The organism is Nostoc sp. FACHB-892 (assembly GCF_014698795.1).
GTDB lineage: Bacteria > Cyanobacteriota > Cyanobacteriia > Cyanobacteriales > Nostocaceae > Nostoc.
Window position 1 is genome coordinate 142,518 of record NZ_JACJTR010000001.1, and the last position, 24,824, is coordinate 167,341.

17 protein-coding genes are annotated in these 24,824 nt (G+C 41.2%); 8 read left to right on the forward strand and 9 right to left on the reverse strand.

Annotated elements, in window-relative coordinates; all coding sequences use genetic code 11:
* Nucleotides 1-3: 3 nt before the first annotated feature.
* The 4 genes from H6G96_RS00605 (at nucleotide 4) to H6G96_RS00620 (ending at nucleotide 4,535) form a co-directional block, all read left to right on the forward strand.
* Entirely contained in the window at nucleotides 4-1,800 is a 1,797-nt protein-coding gene (locus H6G96_RS00605; RefSeq protein WP_190909443.1) for an ABC transporter transmembrane domain-containing protein, read from the forward strand.
* Nucleotides 1,801-1,869: 69 nt separating this feature from the next.
* Nucleotides 1,870-3,660 (forward strand): ABC transporter ATP-binding protein, encoded by a 1,791-nt coding sequence (locus H6G96_RS00610; protein WP_190909444.1) that lies wholly within the window; start codon nucleotides 1,870-1,872, stop codon nucleotides 3,658-3,660.
* 51 nt (nucleotides 3,661-3,711) lie between these two features.
* Entirely contained in the window at nucleotides 3,712-3,966 is a 255-nt protein-coding gene (locus H6G96_RS00615) for a TIGR03643 family protein (protein ID WP_190909445.1), read from the forward strand.
* Nucleotides 3,967-4,001: 35 nt separating this feature from the next.
* Nucleotides 4,002-4,535, forward strand: coding sequence for a dihydrofolate reductase family protein (locus H6G96_RS00620; RefSeq protein WP_190909446.1), 534 nt, complete (start codon nucleotides 4,002-4,004; stop codon nucleotides 4,533-4,535).
* A gap of 119 nt (nucleotides 4,536-4,654) precedes the next feature.
* Here H6G96_RS00620 and trxA read toward each other — a convergent pair whose 3' ends face one another.
* Nucleotides 4,655-4,993, reverse strand: a complete 339-nt coding sequence (gene trxA / locus H6G96_RS00625; protein ID WP_190909447.1) for a thioredoxin — start codon at nucleotides 4,991-4,993, stop codon at nucleotides 4,655-4,657.
* A 215-nt stretch (nucleotides 4,994-5,208) separates the two neighbouring features.
* A complete protein-coding gene (locus H6G96_RS00630) occupies nucleotides 5,209-5,520 on the reverse strand; it encodes a hypothetical protein (protein ID WP_190909448.1) in 312 nt (103 codons plus the stop codon).
* Between the two features lie 166 nt (nucleotides 5,521-5,686).
* Between H6G96_RS00630 and H6G96_RS00635 the strand changes: the two genes are divergently transcribed.
* The 3 genes from H6G96_RS00635 to H6G96_RS00645 all read left to right on the forward strand — a co-directional run bounded on the left by H6G96_RS00635 (nucleotide 5,687) and on the right by H6G96_RS00645 (nucleotide 9,124).
* On the forward strand, nucleotides 5,687-5,896 hold the full coding sequence (locus H6G96_RS00635) for a hypothetical protein (RefSeq protein ID WP_190909449.1): 210 nt from the start codon (nucleotides 5,687-5,689) through the stop codon (nucleotides 5,894-5,896).
* Between the two features lie 972 nt (nucleotides 5,897-6,868).
* Complete coding sequence (locus H6G96_RS00640; RefSeq protein ID WP_190909450.1) at nucleotides 6,869-7,162, forward strand: hypothetical protein; 294 nt, start codon at nucleotides 6,869-6,871, stop codon at nucleotides 7,160-7,162.
* A gap of 291 nt (nucleotides 7,163-7,453) precedes the next feature.
* Complete coding sequence (locus H6G96_RS00645; protein WP_190909451.1) at nucleotides 7,454-9,124, forward strand: ABC transporter ATP-binding protein; 1,671 nt, start codon at nucleotides 7,454-7,456, stop codon at nucleotides 9,122-9,124.
* A gap of 48 nt (nucleotides 9,125-9,172) precedes the next feature.
* Here H6G96_RS00645 and H6G96_RS00650 read toward each other — a convergent pair whose 3' ends face one another.
* The 7 genes from H6G96_RS00650 to priA form a co-directional block, all read right to left on the reverse strand.
* Complete coding sequence (locus H6G96_RS00650; protein WP_190909452.1) at nucleotides 9,173-10,114, reverse strand: hypothetical protein; 942 nt, start codon at nucleotides 10,112-10,114, stop codon at nucleotides 9,173-9,175.
* A gap of 920 nt (nucleotides 10,115-11,034) precedes the next feature.
* A complete protein-coding gene (gene kdpC / locus H6G96_RS00655) occupies nucleotides 11,035-11,637 on the reverse strand; it encodes a K(+)-transporting ATPase subunit C (RefSeq protein ID WP_190909453.1) in 603 nt (200 codons plus the stop codon).
* An 80-nt stretch (nucleotides 11,638-11,717) separates the two neighbouring features.
* Nucleotides 11,718-11,882, reverse strand: coding sequence for a hypothetical protein (locus H6G96_RS00660; RefSeq protein ID WP_190909454.1), 165 nt, complete (start codon nucleotides 11,880-11,882; stop codon nucleotides 11,718-11,720).
* Nucleotides 11,883-11,983: 101 nt separating this feature from the next.
* Nucleotides 11,984-14,086, reverse strand: a complete 2,103-nt coding sequence (gene kdpB, locus H6G96_RS00665; protein WP_190909455.1) for a potassium-transporting ATPase subunit KdpB — start codon at nucleotides 14,084-14,086, stop codon at nucleotides 11,984-11,986.
* A gap of 372 nt (nucleotides 14,087-14,458) precedes the next feature.
* Complete coding sequence (gene kdpA, locus H6G96_RS00670) at nucleotides 14,459-16,144, reverse strand: potassium-transporting ATPase subunit KdpA (protein ID WP_190909456.1); 1,686 nt, start codon at nucleotides 16,142-16,144, stop codon at nucleotides 14,459-14,461.
* 827 nt (nucleotides 16,145-16,971) lie between these two features.
* Nucleotides 16,972-18,855, reverse strand: coding sequence for an Ig-like domain-containing protein (locus H6G96_RS00675; protein WP_190909457.1), 1,884 nt, complete (start codon nucleotides 18,853-18,855; stop codon nucleotides 16,972-16,974).
* A 1,208-nt stretch (nucleotides 18,856-20,063) separates the two neighbouring features.
* A complete protein-coding gene (priA, locus tag H6G96_RS00680) occupies nucleotides 20,064-22,631 on the reverse strand; it encodes a primosomal protein N' (RefSeq protein ID WP_190909458.1) in 2,568 nt (855 codons plus the stop codon).
* Between the two features lie 802 nt (nucleotides 22,632-23,433).
* Between priA and H6G96_RS00685 the strand changes: the two genes are divergently transcribed.
* Complete coding sequence (locus H6G96_RS00685) at nucleotides 23,434-24,606, forward strand: RpoD/SigA family RNA polymerase sigma factor (protein WP_190909459.1); 1,173 nt, start codon at nucleotides 23,434-23,436, stop codon at nucleotides 24,604-24,606.
* Nucleotides 24,607-24,824: the final 218 nt, after the last annotated feature.

Consider the following 24,824-nt stretch of genomic DNA (forward strand, 5'->3'; position numbering starts at 1 on the left):
CCAGTGGTTCAGCAACCAGAACTCCAGGAAAATTCGTCGATACAGTCAATGCAGCGCGTGCTTAAGAGTTTAAGCACTTACCGATGGACTTCGCTAGGAGCATTGGTGAGTCTGTTGCTGTTGACGATCGCAAACGCAGTTACTCCACAACTATTTCGGTGGGGAATTGATCAGGGTATCACGCAAAAAAACCTCCAAATTGTGCTATATAGCGCGGCTTGGCTGGTACTTGCCGCGATCGCTCGTGGTGTATTTAACTTTGGACAAAGCTATTTGGCAGAAGCAGCGTCTCAGGGTGTAGCCTATGACCTGCGAAACAAGATTTTCAGCAAAATTCAAAATCTCAGTTTCAGTTATCATGACCAGTCGCAGACTTCGCAACTGTTAACCCGTGTCACCAGCGACATTGAGCAGATCCGTACCTTTGTTGGCACTAGCCTGATTCAGGTCATTGCTTCAGTTGTAACATTGGTAAGTATTTCGGTGGTTTTGCTGCTAATGAACTGGGAACTAGCGCTGATTACGCTAACGGTAGTCCCCCTTAATGCATGGTTGATGGGACAATTTGTCGCTCGGAATAACAAACTCTTCCGGCAAGTACAAGAGCAACTAAGCGACCTCAATGCTGTATTGCAAGAGAACTTGCTAGGAATACGGGTAGTGAAAGCGTTTGTGCGGGAATCCACCGAAAGGTCGCGTTACACGACCATGAATGATTCCCTAGTCAGGGCAAACATGAAGACCATTAGCGCCATCCACAATACCTTCCCGTTTATCTTTTTGCTTAGTAATTTGGTAACATTGGCAGTTTTCGCCTATGGGGGAGCGCAAGTAATTGGGGGTAGATTCTCCATTGGCGAACTGGTGGCGTTTAACTCCTACTTAGCTTTAATTCTCCAACCAATTTTGTTGATTGGATTTGCTGCACCTGCGATCGCTCAATCAGCTGCTTCCGCCGAACGTGTCTACGAAGTTGTAGATGCGGAAGTAGAAATTCGCGATCGCCCTGGTGCTGTCCCATTTGAAACCTGCGGCGGTAGAATCACCTTTGAAAATGTTTGCTTTCGCTATCCAGGAGCCAGCACTGAAACTCTCAAAGGAGTTTCCTTTGAAACAAAGCCCAAAGAGCTTATCGCCGTTTTAGGGATGACTGGTTCCGGGAAAAGCACAATTATGAACTTGCTTCCCCGCTTTTACGATGTCACAAAGGGAGCAGTTCGCATTGACGGACGAGATGTAAAAGATTTCACCCTCAAAAGCCTCAGAGCGCATATCGGTATTGTATTTCAGGAAACCACCCTCTTCTCTGGCACAATCCGCGAAAATATTGCCTACGCCAAACCCGATGCAAGGCTAGAGGAGGTAATTGAGGTTGCCAAAACTGCCCAAATGCACGATTTTATCAGTAGTTTACCTGATGGCTACGAGACGATTGTAGGTGAACGGGGCGTGGGCTTATCTGGTGGACAAAAACAAAGAATTGCGATCGCACGTACCTTACTCACCGATTACAGCATTCTGATTTTGGACGATAGCACCTCAGCTGTGGATGCCAAAACTGCTGCCCAGATTCAAGCCGAACTAGATGGCTTAATGCGCCAAAAAGCTTGTACAACTTTTGTAGTTGCTCAACGCATTAGCACCGTTAAAAATGCCGATCGCATTTTTCTAATGGATAAAGGACGATTGGTGGCACAAGGCACACACGAGGAATTGATGCAAACCAGCCCACTCTACGGTGTGATTTTGGAATCTCAAGTAAAGGCGAAAGAGAAAAATGAAACCAAACTAAATAAATAGTATTGCTTGAGATTTTTATACAGCCTTGTAATCAAGACAAAGACTCTTAATTTAAAATCCAAAATTGCTATGAGAGGCACAGTTCCCGTTGTTGCATCTGAAGATCAAGCGAGTCAGCAACTCTCCACCCTACAACGTTTTTTACAATACCTACTACTTTATCGAAAAGAAATTCCTATCGCCCTGACATTAGTATTTATTGGTGCCGTAACCCAGACAATTGGGCCGTTTTTTATCGGTTGGTCGATTGATCACCTAATTGCACAAGGGAATTTGCAGGGACTCCTACTGTTATTAGGACTACTAGCGCTGAACTACGGATTTGGCGTATTAGCAATCCGGGGTCAAATTATTCGAGTCGGCTGGATTATGCAGCGATTGCTGGCTCAACTGAGACAAGATATTTTTATAAAAATCCAAAGTCTGCCCCTCAGCTTCTTTGATCGCAGTGAAGCGGGCGATTTAATGAGCCGCCTGCTAAATGATGTTAATACCGTAAATCAGGCATTTGGACTAACGATCGCTCAAATGCTAGGCAACACTTTTAGTTTGGTCGGTATAATCATTGCAATGCTCTCAATCAACCTGCAACTCGGCTTGTTGAGTAACCTGGTTGTGCCACTGATGATTTTTACCACAAGCTTGTTTGCACGTTGGGCAAGAGCTAGGTTTCGCGTTACTCGGCAGACGATTGGGGAACTTTCTGCCAAGTTAGAAGAAGATATTGGCAGCGTTCGAGAAGCACAGGCATTTAATCGTGTACAGATGAATATCGAAGAATTTGACGTTCTTAACGCTGCCAATCGTGATGCTAACGTCGAGGCTGTAGCAATTACTTCGGCCTTTTTGCCCTCCATCGATTTTCTCAACACATTAGCAACCGCAGGTGTGCTGGCTTATGGTGGCTATCTTGCGGTAACAGGGGGTGCAACAGTCGGTGTGGTGACATCATTTTTACTTTACGTCCAGCAGTTCTTCCGCCCGATCCAAATTCTCAGCCAGTTTTACACCCAAGCTCAATCTGCCTTCGCCGGATTAGAGCGAATCTTTCTATTGCTCGATGAACCGTCCCAACTCAAAGACGCACCCGATGCGACAGAAATGCCGCCCATTCAGGGGGAAGTGACATTTGAGAATGTCAAGTTTAGCTACAACCCAGATCAATTAGTTCTCAAAGGAGTGAATTTGCACGCCTATCCAGGACAGATGGTTGCGTTAGTAGGGCCGACCGGTTCAGGAAAAAGTACAATTATTAACTTGATTTTGCGCTTTTATGATGTATCTGGCGGTGCAGTGAAAATTGATGATATCGATGTGCGTAGCGTTACTCAAGCAAGTCTGCGGCGACAAATTGGCATTGTCCTGCAAGACAATATTTTATTCAGTGGCACTGTCGCCGAAAACATAGCCTTTGGCTCTGCCCATGCTACCCAAGCTGATATCGAAGAAGCTGCACAACTGGCAAATGTGCATGATTTCATTACCTCACTACCACAAGGCTATACAACTCAATTGGGTGAACGGGGAGCGCCTTTGAGTCAGGGACAGCGACAGCTAATCAGTATTGCCCGTGCGGTGTTGATTAATCCCCGAATTCTGATTCTTGATGAAGCCACCAGTAGCATTGACACGCGTACAGAAGCGCTAGTACAAACTGCGATCGCTCGTTTGCTGCAAGGTCGTACTAGTTTCGTAATTGCCCACCGCCTGAGTACAGTTACCCAGGCAGATCAGGTATTAGTAATTCAGCAAGGACAAATTGTAGAGCAGGGCACTCACGCCGAACTCATCAATCAGCAAGGTGTCTATGCCAACCTCTATGCTCTGCAACTGGGTGCAGCAGACACAACGGTTATTTAAAACTAAAAGTAAAATATATATAGCTCTAATTTATCAATTGCCAGAAAAGGAATGAAACTACCTGATCTCGATTCACAAACCATCGATCGCATCATTGAAATGGCATGGGAAGATAGAACATCTTTTGATACCATTGAGGCTCAGTTTGGACTCCTGGAAAAACAGGTAATTGCTCTAATGAGGCGCGAAATGAAAGAATCTAGTTTCCAGATGTGGCGAGAGCGAGTCACCAAACGTGCTACAAAACATTTATCTAAGCGAGAATTTGTTGCAGGTCGGTTTAAATCGCACAATCAAAAAACGTAAGTAATTGGTTGAAAACCACTATATTCAGAAGCACAATGACGAAAGTTACACTCTACATTGCAGCTAGCTTGGATGGCTACATTGCTCGTAGTGATGGCGGAATTGATTGGCTCTCATTCCTTGATACAGAAGGTGAAGACTACGGTTACACTGCTTTCTACGAATCGATTGATGCGATCGTGTTAGGTAGCAATACTTATGAAGTAGGGCTTGGTTTTGATGAATGGCCTTATCCGGAGAAAAAATCCTTCGTTTTCACCCAGCGCCATCTCCAATCTGACCGTGAAGACGTTGTGTTTGTTTCTGAGCCAGTGGAGCCAGCCTTAGCAAATATAGAGGCTCAAGGTTATAAAAACATCTGGTTAGTTGGTGGCGGAGCATTAATCAATTCGTTTCTTCAACACAGCTTGATTGACGAATATATTATTTCAACAATTCCGATTATTTTAGGCAGAGGTATACAGCTTTTCCCACCACCTAGCCCTGAAGAGAAATTGGAACTAATTAACTCCAAACAATATTCTACTGGCTTACTCCAAGTACATTATAAGCGAAAACAAAAGGTTTAAAAATGCATAATTCATAATTATGCTTCAAGTGGTGAGAAGTTCAGGAAATTTAAACACCACATGAAACGTCACTGCCGTTATTAGGCATTGGGTACAAACCCTTTTTAATTACGAATTAACTAAAGAAGCTTATTAACAGCTTCGCTAAACTGCTCGTAAGGCGAAACTCCTACGATAGTTTCTGCTAAATTACCATCTTTAAAAATTAAAACTGCTGGAATACTGCGAAGACCAAATTTTTTGAAAATTGGCTTGTTGTTGTCAACATCTACCTTAACAACTTTGGCGCGACCTTTGTATTCCTCGGCAAGTTGCTCCATTAACGGACTAACTAGGCGACAGGGGCCACACCAAGTAGCAGTAAAATCAACAACAACTACTTTCTCTTCACTTCCATTTAAAACAACATCAAATTCGCTTTCTTCAACGTAAGCAACTATGTCAGTATCTGTAGACATTTTTCAATCCCTTAGTGTCAAACTAAAATTTCAGTAAAAAGCTAACTATACAAACTATACTCCCTTCTGCCTGTCAGATTCACCAGCCGTCTACATTGGTAAATCTCCGCAACTGACTTTTGCTTAGGAACGTAAATTTAACGAAGAGGCAGAGGGAACTTAAACTATCCCCCTTGCTCCCTGCTCCCTTGCCTTTTCTTCAAGGCGTAGAGTCATCAAGAGTCATTCTCTTGAGCAAACAGTTCTAACAACCCAATTGTGCCTACGAAAAAAGTATAAGTAGCATATTTTATTGGTATCTTTTGCCTTGACGGTGCATAAAAAGCTGCTATAATGCTCTCGATAAAATGGCTAGTCATGGCAAAACGCTCAATCCAAAAAATTGGATTGAGGTTGCTTGGTAGATTACTATTAGTTATTACGGCATAAATATTCCACAATTCCAATCCAATTGCACTTGTTATAAGCACTATAGATATAATTTTTATAAAGGCGAAAATGTCTTTTTTTATAGACTTTAAGTTCATACTATTCACTAAAGAATTGTTTATGGTGTGTTCAGCCTGCCATACTCGTAAACACCACGATTAATAAAGATTAAATCACAAAATATTTAAAGAATGGTAAAAATGTGGAATAATACATAAGTGTCATATCTAATTGTATTCTATAAAATGCTAAAAAGGTAAAGCTATGATTGCTCAACATTACAATTCAAGTCACATTAAAAATAACTTGCTTAAACAAATCAAGATTAAAGAAAATCAGCTAAAAATTGCACAAGAATCTAATATGCTCCATGTAGCAGAAGCATTACAAAACGAATTATTAACGTTACAGTGTCAATTATCAGAGCCGCAAGACGTTGAAGTTCAAGCGTTGATGAGTTTGCTAGATGATTAAGATTGTAAATTTATATTGCAAAGTTTATTAAAAAACAAAAAATCTGTTAACAAAAAGCATGGCTACTGATTGCGATGCCTGGAGGTTCTAAGGTTTCATAAAAGCATGATGATTCTTACTTAGTTAAGATATTAGGCTTTTGCTGGGTATGTGGTCTTTTTAGCTGCTGGACTAAATCAATCTTAAGAACAGGTTCAATTGGGCGCAATTGCCTTAGCCTAAGAATTTGAATTTCTCTCTCAATCAACTTTTTTCCTTGCCTGAAAAAAATTTGAGAGTTATATGGAACTAAGTCACGCGATAAATTTTGAGTTTGTATTGTAGTCAAACTACGAAGGGGTGGTTCAGCATTGACAGAAGTTTGTATACCCAGGAAAAAAGCTGTTGAAACCACTAAGGGTTTTATTTTTATGCATCCGGTGAATATCAGGTTTAACATGATTAATACATCTATTCGTGAATAGTATTTCAAACGATTTTCTGTTGATCTGATTATAAGCAAAGTATACTTATTAGCTTGCTAATTGCCTCCCACAAATGGATGAATTAATCAGCTAAAGTACGTTGTAAATAGCTGTAACTGGCTGAATTCATTCCAGGTGCTAAGGAGCAAATAGCGCTGCTGGGTTGGGCAGGTGCGCTATAGATAGCACAGCACCCTTGGAAATGTGCCAACTTACAACTTAGGGATAGGATCAATGCAACTCAGTGATACTGCTGTATTGGATACTTCCGTCTGTAGCAGCCAATACTAAATTATAAAATTGCATTTTATACAAGTAGCATTAACCAAATTAGCAAAATTATCAACTTAGCTATCGGCTTAACCATACTTAGCATAGACTTTGTGCTTACTAAGTTTGAAAATGTTTAACATAATTTACACTAAAATATCTCAGTATTTTAACTGTTGCCTTACCTGTTAATACTTACTTAATATGTAGCACAATATTTCCTATTATCTGAGCCATTGTGAAACCTCTGTTACAGACTTACTTAGAACAAGAAATCTGGATATTAGTACGAGATAAGTGGTATTTTGCCACAGTTATTGGAGTTTGGGATGATTTATTGTGGTTTAAACATAGAACTTACAACAAAGATACAGAAGAGGATACTCTTTGGGAAATGGTTGTAAAAATCAGTGAAGTAGTTGCTATTGATAAAGTTAGGTCTGTTATTAGTAGAAAAGCAGACGTGCTTATTTCACGGCTACTAGAAACTGAGCAAGGCATCATTGATCATCATCAAGATCATGAACATTAATTAGCTCTATAGTAATAATACTTGCTTGTCTCCTCCATAAATGGATAAAACTTGAGACAAGCAGTATACATAAATTAGTAGGATGGAAGATTAGCGAATTTCATCGCCTGTTTAGGTTGATTGCCGATAAATACATTACGTTAATCTAACCTCAACGTTTCTCTTGTAGAGGCGATGCCAACGGCGGACTACGCCTACACTAAAACAATAAAACGAAATCTAATACTATTCTGATAAACTATCTTAAATTTGAAATTATAAAAGCTGGTAGCTCAGGGCTGATAACTAATTATGAGTGAAGCCTTATTCTGTATCGAAAATCTGCGAGTTGCCTATCCTGGGCGGAGTGGAGAAGAAGCAAGCTGGGCGGTTGATGATGTATCTTTCACCTTGCAACCAGGTGAGAGAATGGGATTGGTGGGAGAGTCAGGTTGTGGTAAGTCAACTATAGGACGGGCAGTAATGCGTTTACTACCAGCCTCTAGTCGAATTGAAGGAAGGGTAACATTTCAAGGACAGTCGGTATTTGACTTGATGCCTAACCAATTGCGGAAATTTCGGGGAGAAACGATCGCCTTAATTTTTCAAGATCCCATGACACGCCTCGATCCACTAATGACGATTGGTAAGCATTGTATCGAAACCCTTCAGGCGCACTCACCAGAATTATCAACCCAGGAAGCCAAAAAAAAAGCACTTGCTACTTTGGCAAAGGTGAATATTCCAGCTAGTCGCTGGAATCAGTATCCCCACGAGTTTAGCGGTGGAATGCGCCAACGGGTAGCGATCGCTTTAGCTTTACTCCTCAACCCTAAGTTAATTGTTGCCGATGAACCCACCACCAGTTTAGATGTCACCGTCTCCGCACAGATATTAAAAGAATTAACTCGTCTGTGTGGTGAAGAAAATATGGGATTATTGCTGATTTCTCACGATTTAGCAATGGTGGCTGAGTATTGCGATCGCATTGGCGTGATGTACAACGGCAAAATGGTCGAAATGGGTTCTACAGAAACCGTATTTAGACACCCTCAACATGAATACACGCGATCGCTCTTAAAAGCAGCTTTACACATTCAAGCAGTAAATGATGACGGAGAATTGATAATTGCCAATGACTCAGAAAAGCAATTACCGATTATTAATAAACAGTCTCCAATTTTGAGTGTCAGTGAACTCAAGCAACACTACACCATAGAACCTAACTTTATCGAACGACTGTTTAAGACACAAGCCCAGACAATTAAAGCAGTAGATGGTATCAACCTGGATATTTATCCCGGCGAAATTCTCGGCTTAGTTGGGGAATCAGGTTGTGGTAAAAGTACGCTATCACGAACAATCTTGCAACTAATTCGTCCCACTAGTGGCAAAGTTGAGTTTTTAGGACAGGATTTAACTAAACTGTCGCGTCAGGAAATTCGCTCCTCACGGCGACAAATCCAAATGGTTTTTCAAGATCCCCATGCTTGTCTTAATCCGGCGATGACAGTGGGACAAAGTATCGCTGATCCTTTATTTATCCACAATCTAGCCGATCCCATTAAGGCAAAAGAACAGGTTTTGTGGATGCTAGAGAAAGTTGGGTTAACACCGCCAAAAGTGTATTATGAGCGTTATCCATCAGATTTGTCTGGTGGACAACAGCAAAGAGTTGCGATCGCTCGTGCTTTGATTACTCACCCTAAACTTTTGATCTGCGATGAACCCGTGAGTATGTTAGATGCTAGCGTGCAGTCGCAAGTGCTAGATTTGATGTTGCAATTAAAGGAAGAATTTGAGTTAACTTATCTGTTCATCACTCATGATCTTTGGTTAGCTCGATTTTTGTGCGATCGTATTGCCGTAATGAATGGCGGTAAAATTGTCGAACTCGGTCTTACAAAAACTATTTTTGCTAATCCTCAGCACCCTTATACCAAATCCTTACTAGCTGCTGCTCCCTTACTAGCACGCGCATAACCAAACAAAGTGAGGAGTTAGTAATTCATAACTCCACACTCCTAACCCCTAACTCTCTTCCCTTCCCTCAAGTAATTTAGTTGGTTCTCCACCCGAACCATATAGCTCAACGAATCTTTTAAACAGCAACGCAGTCTCGTGATTTGAAGCTCTGCTCAAGTTGAATAAACGCCCTACATTTTTATCAGTTAAAGTTCTTAGATACGGCAAATCTTCAAATAGTGTCAAACAAGCAGCAAAATGCAATATTATTTGCAATAATGGCTTTGGCCACTCTAAATTGCTATAAATATCTATAAAGAACTGATGTTCTGAGTCATTTAACGGGAAAGCATGAAATATAACAATTATCCTTTTGTTATTGTAAACTGGGATACTCAGTTCAACAGTGTAGGGACTATGTAATATTAAATCTACCTCTACAATGGGTTGCCGCCAAATTCTCAGAGGATTAGCTGGAGAATCTAATATTGTTTGGAATTTAATTATTCCACCAGTGCTTGTAGGCTGAAAGTGGCTAATTTCAAAAATTTTCAGGTTATTAAGGCTAAAGCTATGAACTGTTTCTAAATGTTTTAAGCTCAATAGATGATAAATTTGGCAAATATAAGGAAACGGTAAAATATACTCCTGGCTAATCATGTGGAGCTTTTTTACTTGAAGCTTGTTAGCTTGAGTACGAGCGAGATATTCTTGATATTGGCCAGGGCCTAAATCATTGCTATTGAAGCTTTCCTCAGGCTTGAGATATAACCAACTTAGAAAAAAGAAAGAGGCAGTCAATAGCTGAAATATCTCTATGGGAGATAAATAACCATCAGCAAATGCAGCTATACTTCTATCGGTTATTCCGAAAAGCCAAGATGGAATACCAAACGCCCAGATATTACTTTTGATTTGATCTATAAAAAGTGCTATTTCAACATTTGATATGTTAGTACTTTTATTTGCGTTTAATTGATTATTATTTTTTAAACAATTAGTAAACATAATATTTGGACTTTCTTGATACTAGTAATCCATAGGTCTTAGATTTATATTAAGTTTAATGACAATATATTAAAAGCAACCTCTATCTTTAGCTGTATATACAAGTTGTATATTTTCATATTCGCTTAAAATAAGTTCTCATGAGCTTGGTTAAACAATTCAAGCCATTCTTAGATGTAATCCTAAACCCCACGCATATAAAGCCAAAATAAGAGGTTGTTTGAAAAGAGTGGGGCGAATAGAATTCGCTACTACACAAACGTTCGCGTAGCGTCTCGCAGAGAAGTCCACCTCCGTGGACTAATGAAAAATCAAGGTTTTTAACCTACGAAGGTGGGTTTTGTCTGTGTAGCCGCGACTTATAGTCGCCAAGGCTAGTAATAAATTAGACTTTTCAAATATCCTCTAAATTCTTTGTAAGTTTCGCTATCAAAGGACTCGATATTGTATTCTCTGATGCATAAATTCAAAATAAGAACTTTGCTAAAATCTTTCTGTTAGCTGAGTACAAAAATCCAAACTCTCTCCATTTTACAAAAGCGGTATATAGAGATTTAAATAAAAAAGTTGTTTTTTAGTGACATGAGAAACTTATCTAATTAGATATTTCTTGGCAACTTTAGCGATCGTATTGGCTATATTACTCTTACACAGTTTTCCACAAGTGTGGATGTGTCAGCTTTCCTCCTTAGTGAGGAAGCGTTCTGGATCGGCAACAAACAAAGTATAAGTTTTAAGGTAACTTCAAAAAATAAATTTAGGACTTACGCACTGTACAAATGCATCGTGATATGCGTTACCTAAAATAGGAACTTTTCAGGCTTTTCTTAATTATCTTGCAATCATAAATAGATCATACTGTAGGGGCACAGCATTGCTGTGCCCTTACGAAAGATATGGTTTTTAACCTTAATTCATATTTATGGATTTTCCTGACGATTAATATCCTGCAAGTCAAGATCATAATTCAATCTGAGAACATTGACTCCTGGTTCGCCAAAAATCCATAAAAATCTGCCATCAGTATATTTATTAATTAAACGTAGGATCTCATCTTCTTTTACTCCCCGCGCAGCAGCAACCCGCGTCAATTGCTGCCGTGCTGCTCTCAAGGAAATATGCGGGTCTAAACCAGAACCAGAAGTATAAATTATATCAGCGATCGGTTGAAGATTTTCGTCTCGCAATTGATTTCCCTTTTCTAGAATCCGGTTAAGCAACTCTGGATTGCTTGCAGCGAGATTACTGGCTCCAGATATACCAGTTGGCCTGGCTCTCTTGCCTTGGCTATATCTAACAGTACTGGGACGAGGATGGAAATATCGCTCAGATGTGAACACTTGACCAATCAAAGCCGAACCAATTGGTTCGCCTTTTAGATTCGCCATGATGCTACCATTCGCTTGGTAGGGCAAAAAAACTTGACCCACTACAAGAATTATCAGAGGATAGATAATTGCAGTCAACAACCAGAGCATTAGAGTTATAAAAACTGCTCTGATAGTTTCTCGAATAATTGCCATAAAAGTTTTCCAGCTACTATTAAAATTTAATTTTTAATTTTAATTCTTTTACCCAAGTATAAGGACATTCAAAGATGCTGTCAGCAACAGCATAAAAAACTGGGGCAATTACCACATTCAAGCACAGCAAGATCAAAATGGCGAGTGGTAGATATTTGTTTACGCCATTGCGACCAAACAAAATACATCGCCTCTTTTACATCTATCGGCAGAAACTTTTCCCAAACATCGACCTGTTTATTCATATTTTTCTTTTTCCCTCTCTCAACAGGTAAAAGTAAAAATGTTTATTATTTTACTTTGGTTAGGATGCGCTTGTTTCGTAGCGTCTGTACTTTTGTTGCCCTTAAGACAACCCCACAATTGTAATCACTATATCTATCAACTTAATAGCGATAAACGGCGCAATAACCCCACCTAAGCCATAAATTAAGATATTCCGTTGAAGTAGCTGATTAGCCGTCAGTGATCTAAACCGCACCCCCTTCAATGCCAAGGGAATCAAAGCGGGAATAATCAAAGCATTATAAATCAGCGCTGATAGGACAGCAGAATTAGGACTAGTCAAATTCATAATATTCAAGCTTTGCAAATTAGCGGCGACAAAGACCACCGGGATAATCGCGAAGTATTTAGCAATATCATTAGCGATGGAAAACGTTGTCAATGCTGCGCGAGTAATCAACAATTGTTTGCCAATACTAATGATATCGATCAGCTTTGTGGGATCGGAGTCTAAATCGACCATGTTGGCAGCTTCTTTTGCAGCTTGCGTTCCTGTATTCATAGCAACGCCAACGTTAGCTTGGGCTAATGCCGGGGCATCGTTAGTCCCATCTCCTGTCATCGCAACCAGTTTACCTGCTGCTTGTTCTTTTTTAATGACACTGATTTTGTCTTCTGGTGTGGCTTCGGCGATGAAGTCATCAACCGCTGCTTCTCTGGCAATGACAGAAGCTGTAATCCGGTTGTCTCCAGTTAACATGATGGTACGTACCCCCATCCGTCGCAGTTGCTCAAAGCGATCGCGGATACCAGGTTTAACTATATCTTTGAGATAAACAATCCCATAGATTTCGTTATCTAGGCTGACTGCCAGAGGTGTACCTCCCAGGCGAGAAACTCGTTCGTAGGCAGCATCCAATTCTGGTGTATCGCTTCCGTTGCGGAAACGGACAAATTCTTTAATAGCTTCTACTGCTCCCTTCCTAGCCTCATACCCACCAGGCAAGTTAGTGCCACTTATCCGTGTTTTCGCGGAAAAATCAACTGCTTCTGCCTGACTATAGTCGAAATCAAACCGTGTTACTAACCTTTCTGCTAGTCGCAGAATAGATTTACCTTCTGGTGTATTGTCAAAGACACTAGCAGCCCAGGCAACATTAGCAATTTCCAATATTGAATGACCGTTGATGGGAATAAACTCTTCCGCTAAACGGTTGCCGATGGTAATTGTACCTGTCTTATCGAGAAATAAAGTGTTGACATCACCACAAGCTTCGACTGCTCGCCCTGAAGTGGCAATGACATTTAGTTGGGCAACTCGATCCATACCAGCAATGCCGATGTTACTCAATAAGCCGCCAATGGTCGTAGGGATTAATGCTACTAATAAGGCAATTAAAATTGGCACGCTAACTGGACTGTTGACATAGTAAGCAAGTGCAGGCAAAGTAACCACAACTAACAAAAACACTAAGCTGAGAACTGCCAGCAATACTGTCAGAGCAATTTCATTGGGTGTTTTACTGCGTGCCCCTTCTAGTAAGGCAATCATTCGGTCAATGAAACCTTTACCTGGATCAGTAGTGATGCGGATAATTAGCTCATCTGAGATAATCCGCGTCCCACCAGTGACGGAACTGGAAACGTCGGAGCCTGGTTCTTTTAATACTGGTGCGGATTCCCTAGTAATTGCCGATTCATCGACTGAGGCAACACCCATGATTACCTCGCCATCGGCGGGAATGATATCGCCAGCAACAACGTAGATGTTATCGCCCTGTTTAAGGCTGGTGGATGAAACTTCACTAATTGTCCCGTCGAGAGCAAGTTTTTTCGCGATCGCCTCTGATTTCGTTAATCGCAAGGCATTAGCTTTGGCTTTACCCCGCCCTTCTGCGACTGCTTCGGCAAAATTGGCAAACCAAACTGTAAAGAATAAAATTCCCGACAACAAGCCGTTAAAAAGTTGTGGGTTCTTTTGCATGGCTGGGCCAAATAGGTTGGGATCAATCGTTAATAATATGATGATGATTGTCCCCACCCAAACCACAAACATCACTGGGTTTTTGATTGCATACTTAGGGTTAAGCTTGACAAAAGCATCTCTGATTGCCCTTAAGTACAGCCACTTATTACTTGTCCTGGCCTTTTTGCGTGCTTGGCGGCGATCGCCAGAACGAGGATTTGGCCGTCTAGCTTTAAAGTTAGTTGCCACTTGATTCATGAATAAAGTTAGGAGTTAAGAATTAAAAGTTAAGAGTTAAGAGTTAGGAGTTAGGAGTTAAGAGTTAGGAGTTTCCAATAAAAAATAGATCCAACCTTGTAAAATGCGTTACGCGATCGCTAACACAACGTCAGTTGCTACAACGTATAGCGAGTCAGGCGCTCGTTCGCGTTGTCGCAGACAAGACTCGCTAACGCTTACGAGCGTCGGAAACCTTCGTTTGGGTAAGGTTCCTACGGTGCTACCCCTACGCTAACACCGAGCAACTACGGCACTGGATTCACCGCAACGCAATGGTTCCACTACGAAACCAGATAATTTATTTATTTTTATGGTATTCTCTTAATTCCAGACATATAACTCATAAATTTTCTAACTGCCAGATGCTAGTTTCAAACCCTCAGCGATGGGGCCTAAAGCTAGAACGGGAAAGAAAGTTAATACTCCCAAAACCAGTGTTACTCCAGCAGTAATACTAGTAAATACTAGAGAATCAGTTCTCAGGGTACCAGGGGTTTCTTGTACTTGTTGTTTGCGAGACATACCGTCAGCTAACAGCAGGAGGGCAATTATCGGAATGTAGCGTCCTCCGATTAAGCTAACTAAAGTACTTAAGTTCCACCACAAGGTGTTATCCCTCAACCCTTCTAAGCCGGAGCCATTATTTGCTGCTGCTGAGGCGTATTCATAAACTACTTGAGAAATACCGTGATAGCCAGTGTTGCTAATTCCAGATAGAGAGATGGGATAAGCCAAGGCGATCGCACTGGGAATCAAAATTAAAATTGGGTGTATCAACAGCACCACGCTGGCGAGGACAATTTCGCGCTTTTCAATTTTGCGTCCTAAAAACTCTGGGGTACGTCCTGCCATTAGTCCAGTTAGGAACACTGTGAGAATCAAGTAAATGAACAGGTAAGCTGTTCCAGTTCCTTGGCCGCCCCAGATAACCTGGATAAACAAGTTAAAGAGTGTCGAAAATATTCCTTGCGGCATCAAAGAATCGTGCATCCCATTCACAGCACCAGACATAGTAGCGGTAGTCATAACTGCCCAAAATGCCGTTTGTAACCAGCCAAATCGAACTTCTTTACCCTCTAAATTAGGCTGTTCTAATCCAAAAGCGTTATTAACAAGGGGATTACCTTGCAGTTCTCCCACGGCTGTCACTCCCACCAGAATTACGAAAATCACAAACACCATCCAAAAAAGTAGCCAAGCTTGTTTGATATTGTTGGCAAATATACCGTAAGTGTAAATCAAGGCTGCTGGTATAGAAATCATGGCGATCATTTCTATCAAGTTAGAAGCGCCATTGGGATTTTCAAAGGGATGAGCTGAGTTAACGCTAAAAAAACCACCGCCATTTTGTCCCAAAAGTTTGATCATTTCAAAGGATGCCACTGGACCTCTGGCAAGATATTGCGTCCCGCCTTCTAAGGTTCTCACATCCAGAGTGCTATATAATGTTTGTGGTACACCTGTTAGAAGCAATGCGATCGCTCCAATAATCGAAATCGGTAGCAATATTCGCGTAATTCCACGGACGAGATCGACGTAAAAGTTTCCCAACTTTCTACCCGTCAACCCGCGAATAAAGGCAATTCCCACAGATAAGCCAGTGGCGGCGGAGGTGAACATCAAAAAGCCTAAAGCAGCTACCTGGCTAAAATAACTTAAGGTTGTCTCACCAGCATAATGTTGCTGGTCAGTATTCGTTACAAATGAAATGGTTGTATGCAGTAATACATCCCAGTTGGGCGCACCAAAGCCGTTAGGATTCCAAGGCAAGAGTCTCTGAAAATATATCAGTAAATACACTGAAATACCCATGAGCAGGTTGCTGTATAGTACAGCCCGGATATACTGTGAACCCGTCATATCATCTTTTCTACGGACACCCGCTAGTACGAACATACTTCGCTCTATCGGGTTCATTAAAAAATCAAGTAGTGTTTTTTCTCCCAAGAAGACACGGGCTATGTATTTACCCAGTAATGGAGTGATTGCTATGACAATACACAGCGTTAAGCCAATTTGCAAAAAACCTTGTCCCATATATTTCGCGCTCAATTAAATTTAAGTGCTAGCAAGCCAATTCTTAGAAATAACAGATTAACTGTTGGGGTATTTGATTTGATAAGAGGCAGGGGATAGGGAAAAAGGTAGAAACCTCGCTCCTTGTGGGCGAAAGCACGCTGCTCCTTTTCTCACCAGGGTTGAGAGCAACACCCTTTGTGGGCGGTTTTTCTCCCCTGCTCCCTGCTCCCCTGCTTATTCATTTCAAGCAATTGGGTGATATCTCAATATCACCGCCATTTTTTTATCTGGATTTACTATTTTTAGTTATTACTATCCAGATACTTATTAAAGTTATTGTTAAGAATATTTAATTATTTACTCTTAATTCATCTATCTCGCTAGTTAGTATTATTTGTTTATACAATACATTCTCGAAGTTTGCTACTTTCAAAGAATATAAATATTTAACAGAATTTCTCAGAATAAATCATGGTTTGGGGGGTTATGGTAGAGACTACGTCACTTGTAGGCAATTTACCCAGTTCCCAGTCCCCAGTTTCCAGTCCCCGTTTTTGTATCTGGACAATCGTAATATTCGGGTTAATGCTCAAGTTAACATTTGCAGATATACATTGCAGCATCAGAATTGTTGATTAATTAACAATTCTGATGCTACAAACAAACTAAAAGCAATGGAGTCTTCTTACCAGACACCAAATATATTCTCTGGTTTGCTAGAGTAAATTAAATTATCCACAGAAACTTCCTCAATCTATTAAACAAAACAAAAGAGTTTTTATCTCCTGCCTCTGCCCCCTGCCCTCTACCCGCAAACCCATTTCATGCAAAGGAAAACTACTGTATTAATTGAGTGGACGCAGAAGTGTAATTTTGCCCATACCAGTCCCTTCATTGAGCTGGGCTACGTAGATATGTCCATTCGTGGGATTTTCAATTAAATCTAATGGACTTGGGTTAAAACCAGTGAAGCCAGTAATACCAGTTTGGGAATTTATAATATCCAAGTTTGCGCCACCCGGTGTTAACACAATGATGTCTTTACCAGAACTGTAACGTATCACTAGGAGTTTACCTTTTAGCTTGCCACCTAAAATATTGCTATGGTATTCAATAATACCATCCGGTGAGAAATGCTCTCCGAAATCGTAGGCAATACCCTTCCAATTCCGGTCAGGTAGAGTACCAATAGGATATTCATTTACCTGACCGGGGTCTGTATTAGCTGTAGGATTTCCCCCACTCAACACCCACTCACAACGTTTAGGATTGGGATGACCATAATAACCATTTTTAACAATGCGAAACAGATAATCTCGCTGCGTACCTATATTGCTGAGGCCAGGTACGGATGGGCTGGTATAAGCCCCATTACTAGCTTTATCAATCCGGTTTTGGCAAGAAAGAGGTAGGGGGATAGGTGTATTTGGTGTATTGCCACCAGCTGCTGAACCATTCGTTGGCACATATAATTGACCATTGGTGTGCCAAACTAGATCATAGGCATTACGTACACCACTGGCAAAGATAGTTACAGGTGCTCCTGGCTTAAAGGGGTTATAAATACCTCCATCCTCCGTCTTAACGCTTAAAGGAAGTGAGGTGATCTTAGACAGGTCAACTCGTAAGACAGCAGCACTTAACAATCGCTCAGGACGATTACTCCAGGCACTGTTTGCTGCGCCTGTACTACTATTACTACCCTGCAACACATACAGCACTTTTGGCTCATTGGGTTTAAACTCAATGCTGTTTGTTAGATGATCTCGGCTTGATCGTGGTAAATCAACCACATAGTCTTTTACTGTCTCTAGATTGGAACCACTCAACCGAGTAATTTTCCCAGTCCAATCCGGCGCATCAACAGTTCCATGCCAGTAGTAATTGTTTGTTACCCATAGAATTAGGTTGCTAGCATTTGTTGATGAGGGGTCAAAGTGCATACCAATGATAGTTCGATTACCACCATTTGCAGTCTGCAATGAGGAAATCGTTTGTGGCTTACCTAAAGTGCCATTAGCATTGATCGGGAAGCGCAAAATCTCACCTTGCAAGGTGGCAGCATAAAGTTTATTGTCAGGCCCAATCGATACTGTGGTGTAAGGTTTGGCAGGTACATTCGGTAGTGAGATTTGCTCGAAACTAATATGGCTTGCTTCATTTCTAAGAATGCCTGTTGTGAAACTGATGCTATAGGGTAAGAATGCAGTTCCATTGCTATCTTTTACCCCGTCGGTGATTTTTAAAAGATATTTGGTATTATTCTTGAGATGATTTATCGGAGACACTACAATTACATCTCCACCACCCGAAGTATTGTAATTTGCAGCAACTTGTCTGTTAGTAGTGCTATCGATCAGCTTGATGGTTGAGGCTGAAAGACTATTAAGGGCAATACCGCTGTTAGGAAGATTTACGTCTGCTGTAATCGAGATATCTGGCGATACCTTTGTCTGATTATTAGTAGGATTGCTCATTCTGACCGAGGGACGGTTAGCCACTGCGATCGCAATATAGTTGAGCTTGCTATCTTTACCACCTTTAGCATCAATTGTGAGCTTGCCATCGGTAACATTAATAATTCGAGTCACTGCGGTAAATTTTTGGGTTGCTGTTGGTACAAAGCCGGAAATAGCAGTCTTACCTTCTACAGCGTTATTTGATTGAAAATTAATCATTGCTGGAACAATTGCTAATACCAACATTCCGGGTTTAATCTTGTAAATCATATATACCTGCCGTTATAGTCTAAATTGATACAGGAGTAGTCCATTGATATGGCTAGAAACGAACGTGATGACCGTAAGATTCAGGTAAACTATTCTTTTGATCGCTTGTTTGGTTACTCTTAGTCCGATCACTCCATTCACCAACGCTAGAGCGCACAATATTCTGTTATTGAAAAAGGCAGTCCCAATGAAAAAACTTCATCACCAAGTGTGATGAGGATTGGGGGCTAGTATTTTTACGCAGCACTTTCAAGCAAGAGGGCAGAAGGGATGAAAGAAATATTGTGGAGGATTCAAGCCACCACGCCACTTCCTCTACTTGGAAAGAAGTCAGATAGATCGAGGCAACTCTTCCATAGCAATGGTTCTACCAAATCTGCATTTTTTGGTAGGAGACTCCAACTCTTGCTGCCTTTCGGTTGCCAAAAGTTTTAACCTTATCTCATCCCTTTTTAGGGGTGGGATAACACGAAAGACTGTTCGTTAACCGTCAACGACATCGGTGCGTCTCTCATCCCATCTTTAAAAAGAGTGGGTTTTCCCAACGCCTTTTTATATAGCGTTTCCTAAGCAAGTGAGGTACATCCAAACCTTGTTTAATAAGGTTAGTAGCTTTGAAAACATATCTCACTAGGTCGGGAACCGCTATAAGCTATAAGCGCTCTTGATAATAATTCTTCGTTATGCCTTTTTTCTTTATAAAAAGCTACGCCAACGAGAGGCTACGCGAGTGAACTTTTGCCTTTTTTTTTGACAAAACTGTATTTTGATTGCCTGAGATGAAGCTGGTCTAGAAACCATAACCTATCCTCCAGACTAAGTAAAAATTATTTAATAAATACTTGAAATTAGATAAATACTGAACTTTTTTAAGGGAACTTCTTAACTCCTCAACTTAGCGCAGTCTGATTATGTAAAAAGTAATAAATCTTCAAAATTATTACTGTAACTTTTTCACTGCTGCTGGCAGAGTTCATTCTTGTTTGTGCTGCCAATATGTAAGTAACTTTGGCAACAAAATTTGAAAAACTCTTTTATATATATGCCTTAACTGTATTAATAAATGATCTTGCGATTCCCTTTATCTATCTGAAGATTTATTATGCATAGCTCGACTCAACTACCACCTTTGAGACAAACATTAAAATCAGCTGATTCTGGGGAATAGAAGACAACTTTTTATGTGTGATTCTGTATACAATTCATGTTTACATAATATTTAATGGATCTACATCAATGGTCAAACTAACAGAAGCAGGACAAAGCGATCGCACTTCTTCCCAATCTGGTAATTGTGGCAATGCATCGGGGGCAAATTTAATCAATATCTGCCAGCGATAACGATTAGCTACTCGTAAAATACTCGCTGGTGCTGGGCCTAATATCTCGAATTCTTCTTCAGTACTCAAGGTTGTGGCAATTATTTGCGCCGTATTTTGCACTTGAATGGGATCGAGACTACTTAAGCGCAACAAAATTAACCGCCCATAAGGGGGATAATTGAGGGCTTGGCGTTGTTCTAACTCAGCTTGGGAGAAAGAGTGATAATCGTGCGATCGCACTGCTGCAATTACCTGATGCTCTGTAGTATAAGTTTGTACAATCACCCTACCCGGATCATCACCTCTACCAGCACGTCCAGCTACCTGAGTCAAGGTTTGAAAAGCCCGTTCACTGGCGCGATAATCTGATAAATTTAGCAATCCATCGGCGGCGACAACGCCCACAAGTGTTACTTGGGGTAAATCTAAACCTTTGGTGAGCATTTGCGTACCTACTAATAAATCCGCTTCGCCATTGGCAAACTGGGTGAGTAAAGTACGGTGTGAGCCTTTGTTGCGAGTTGTATCGCTATCAAAACGAATCAAGCGCAACTCTGGAAACTGTCGCGCTAGTTCCTGCGTTACTCGCTGAGTACCGCTACCGAAAAATTTCAAGTAAGGGGAACTGCAATCGGGGCAAAATTTAGGATGCGATCGCGCATAATTACAATAATGGCAACGCAATAATTCCGGCGCTTTTTCTTCGGTGTGGTGATATGCCAGCGACACATCACAGTGCGGACATTCCAATACATATCCACAACTGCGGCAAGATACAAAAGTACTGTGTCCTCGGCGATGAATAAATAAAATTCCCTGTTGTTTTCTTTGTTGCAGTTCTTGCAAAGCTTCTTGCAGCGATCTACTAAATATGGAACGATTTCCGTGCTGCAACTCTTGGCGCATATCGACTATTTCCACGGGTGGTAAGGGGCGGGAGTTGATGCGTTCGGGAAGTGAGAGGTAAAGAGTATTAACTGAGAAGTTAGGAGTTAGGAATTCTCCCCCTGCCCCGTGCCCCGTGCCGCCTGCCCCCTGCCTCCTCACCCTTACCCAACTCTCTAACGAGGGTGTAGCGGAACCCAACAACAGGGGGCAATTTTCTAATTCTGCTCGCCACTGGGCAACGGTACGGGCGTGGTAGGTGGGTATGGGTGAGTCTTGTTTAAAGCTGCTGTCGTGTTCTTCATCTAAGATGATTAAACCCAAGTTGGGCAAAGGGGCGAAAACGGCGCTACGCGTACCAATAACAACTTGGGGTTCTCCTGTGAGCATTTGTCGCCAAGTATCGTAACGTTCACCATCGGAGAGGGCGCTGTGATAGACGCTGACTTTATTACCAAAACGGGCGCGAAAACGATCAGTTAGCTGGGGTGTGAGTCCAATTTCTGGGACTAAAACAAGGGCGGATTTGCCCTGGTTGAGGAGGGGTGCGATCGCTTGCAAATATACTTCTGTTTTTCCCGAACCTGTCACTCCATGCAATAAAACTTCCGCAAATCCGTCTACTGTCTGGATTGTCGTTAAGGCGCTAGCTTGGGCAGTAGTTAAAGATTTAGCTCCATCGCCTGCTAATGCTGGCCCCTGTTCGGTTCGCAATACTTCCCGTTCTTCAATGACAATGTAACCCTTTTGTGTCAATGTCTTGAGGATAGAAGAACTAGCATTACAAATTTGTAGTAATTCATTTTGCCACAACTCCCCATTATGCCGCCGCAGCACTTCCAAAATCTCTCGTTGGCGAGTAGTTAATTCGTGATCGATTGTACCTGTAAGCGTGATTGCTTTTTGCAGCTTTGGTCGAGTTAATCGCGGTGGTTCTAAGTAGCTTTCTACTAAACCAAATCGCAGCAACTCCCGAATTCCCCGATAGGCAGATTTGACTTTTTGCTGGAGGTAGACAAAACTATAATCCCCCGCCGGCTGCCCTTGCAAAAGTTCCCAAACTTGCCGCGCAGTTGGAGTCAAAAAAGCTGAAGGATCAGGAGATGCCAGTAAATAACTACTCCCCCCTGCCCCCCTTCCTGTAACAAGGCGGATACGACGCTGCGATCGCCCCAGCAACCCTGGTGGCAGAGCAACCCGGATTACTTGAATTAGGGGCGTATAGTAATATGCAGCGACTCGATTGAGTAATTCCCAATAAGCACTTGGGAAAAATCCAACGCTGACTATATCTTCTACTTCCCGGATTTTTTCTGGTGGTAAATCGACATTTGGTTGTGCCAGTAATCGAATGGCGATCGCTCCTAATTGTTGTGCCCCAAATGGCACGCTCAAAATATCCCCTGGTTTTATTTCTAACTGGGCTGGCAATCGATAAGTAAATAGTCCTGTACTTCCTGGACAGTCTACCAGTACTTCAACCCACCTATTAACAGTTGCATTTAACTGATATGATTCCCCAGGTTCAGCCACCATTATAGGAGATAAATTAACGTCATTAATATACATAGTTTATGACTTTATAATTAGACATTTTACTTACATAGTTGATCACAATTAACCTGGCTTACTTAACTCTTTTTTTTGCTTTGTTAGACGTAAATTGTATTTCTCAATACTGTTATTCTTCATAATACTTGATAAGTTTCCTCTTATGTAATCTACTAGACAAATATGTTTCTTCTATACGTGCAATAAATATTTGGTGCCTACTCTACAAATAAAAGCATCTCGGCTAAATCTACAAAAGTTACTCCAACTACTAAATAAGGAGTAGCCTTTTTCCGCCTATCGATAGATATTCAACCCTTTGTGTATATGAGATGCTTTTATACAAATAAGAATATCTCGAAATTAAGCTGCCATTATTATAATTTGTATCGTCAAGGTAATTTTAAACTATGAGCGCATAACCCCAGGAGCAGGTTTGAAATTTACCTAACGGTTTTTGACCTCTAAGCATTAAAAATCTTTAAAAAAATATATGAAAGTTTAAGGAATTTGGATGCTCAGTTGATATTTTTGTGTTTGTTAAGGTTGAGAAAGTTTGAGGGGGTTTGACATATTTAGTAATTAAGAAAAAAATGAAAAATATAATCTGTTAGGAGCCTGAAAAGAAAGTTTTATTGGGTGCGAAGGCCAGTTTGGTTATAGGTTGTATCTAACTGTAACCCATCGGTGGTAGGTAGATGCCAATTTATATTCCTGAAGTTAAATTAGCATAAACCTGTATTTCGCTATATATATAAACCGGTGCATTCGTCCCTTAGGGAAAACTACCAAGCTTCAAACGAGTAGCTGTAACTAAATTATGTACCAAACAAAGCAACAATCCCTAAAGGAAACTATGAATATTGTTGAATTGGGAAAAATGGAAATACTGGAGAACACTGCTGATATTGAAGAACCATTACTCGATATTTTAGATGCAGTGGCAGATGAAGAATCTCCCATTGTAGTAGAAAATCTTGAATCAGACGAACGTGACGGGGATGCGATGGCCGCGGCCCGTCCTTCGGGATACAATAAAACCGAGCATGATGATGCCGTCGGCGCGTTTTTTAAAGAGATGGCCCGTTATCCGCTCTTAAAAGCTGATGAAGAGGTAGAGTTAGCGCGGCGAGTTAGGTTTTTAGAGGAAATTAGGGAATTACAAGCAGCCTTACAATTAAAACTAGGACAGGAACCTAGCAAGGCAGAAGTGGCTTCCGAGCTAGAAATGACGGAAAAGCAATTAGAAAATCGCTTGTATCAAGGTAGAGTAGCGAAACGCAAAATGATTCGCTCGAATCTGAGATTAGTGGTTTCTATTGCTAAACGATACCTGAATCGGGGAGTACCTTTTCTGGATTTAATTCAGGAAGGAGCAATGGGTTTAAATCGCGCTACAGAAAAGTTTGATCCGGATAAAGGATATAAATTTTCTACTTACGCCTATTGGTGGATTAGACAAGCGATTACCAGAGCTATAGCTAACGATGCGCGGACAATCCGGCTACCTATTCATATTGTTGAAAAGCTTAACAAGCTGAAAAAAGCCCAACGGGAACTCAAACAAAAACTCTGTCGCAATCCTACCGAAGGAGAAATGGCAGAAACTTTGGAAATTAGTGTGCAACAACTACGCCAACTACAACAACTAAGGCGTCAAGCACTTTCTCTCAACCACCGCGTCGGTAAAGAAGAAGACACGGAATTGATGGATTTGCTAGAAGATGAAGATAACCTGTCTCCAGAGGCAAAAATGAATGAAAACATGATGCGCCAGGAGATTTGGGAAGTTTTGGGTGACGTGTTAACTCCACGAGAGAAAGATGTGATTTCTCTACGCTATGGTTTGACAACCAGCGAACCCTGTACCTTAGAAGAAGTTGGCAATATGTTCAATCTTTCTCGTGAACGAGTCCGACAAATTCAAAGCAAAGCCATGCGGAAATTACGCCGTCCCCACATAGCCAAACGTTTAAAAGGTTGGTTAATTTAATTACATTCCTGAAGATAGATGCAATACGTGATCTAATTAGCTCTATTAAGGGATATGGATTAATAAAGTGCAAAACTTTAAATCTCGTAGGAAAGCCGATGCGTTGCGGAGGTTCTCGAAGCTCGATAGCTTAATCCTACAGAGAAGTAAGCTACGTGTAGCGTCTCTAAGAGTTGCTATGCGGTTAGCGCACCCCTCTAAGCAAGCTATGCGTAGTG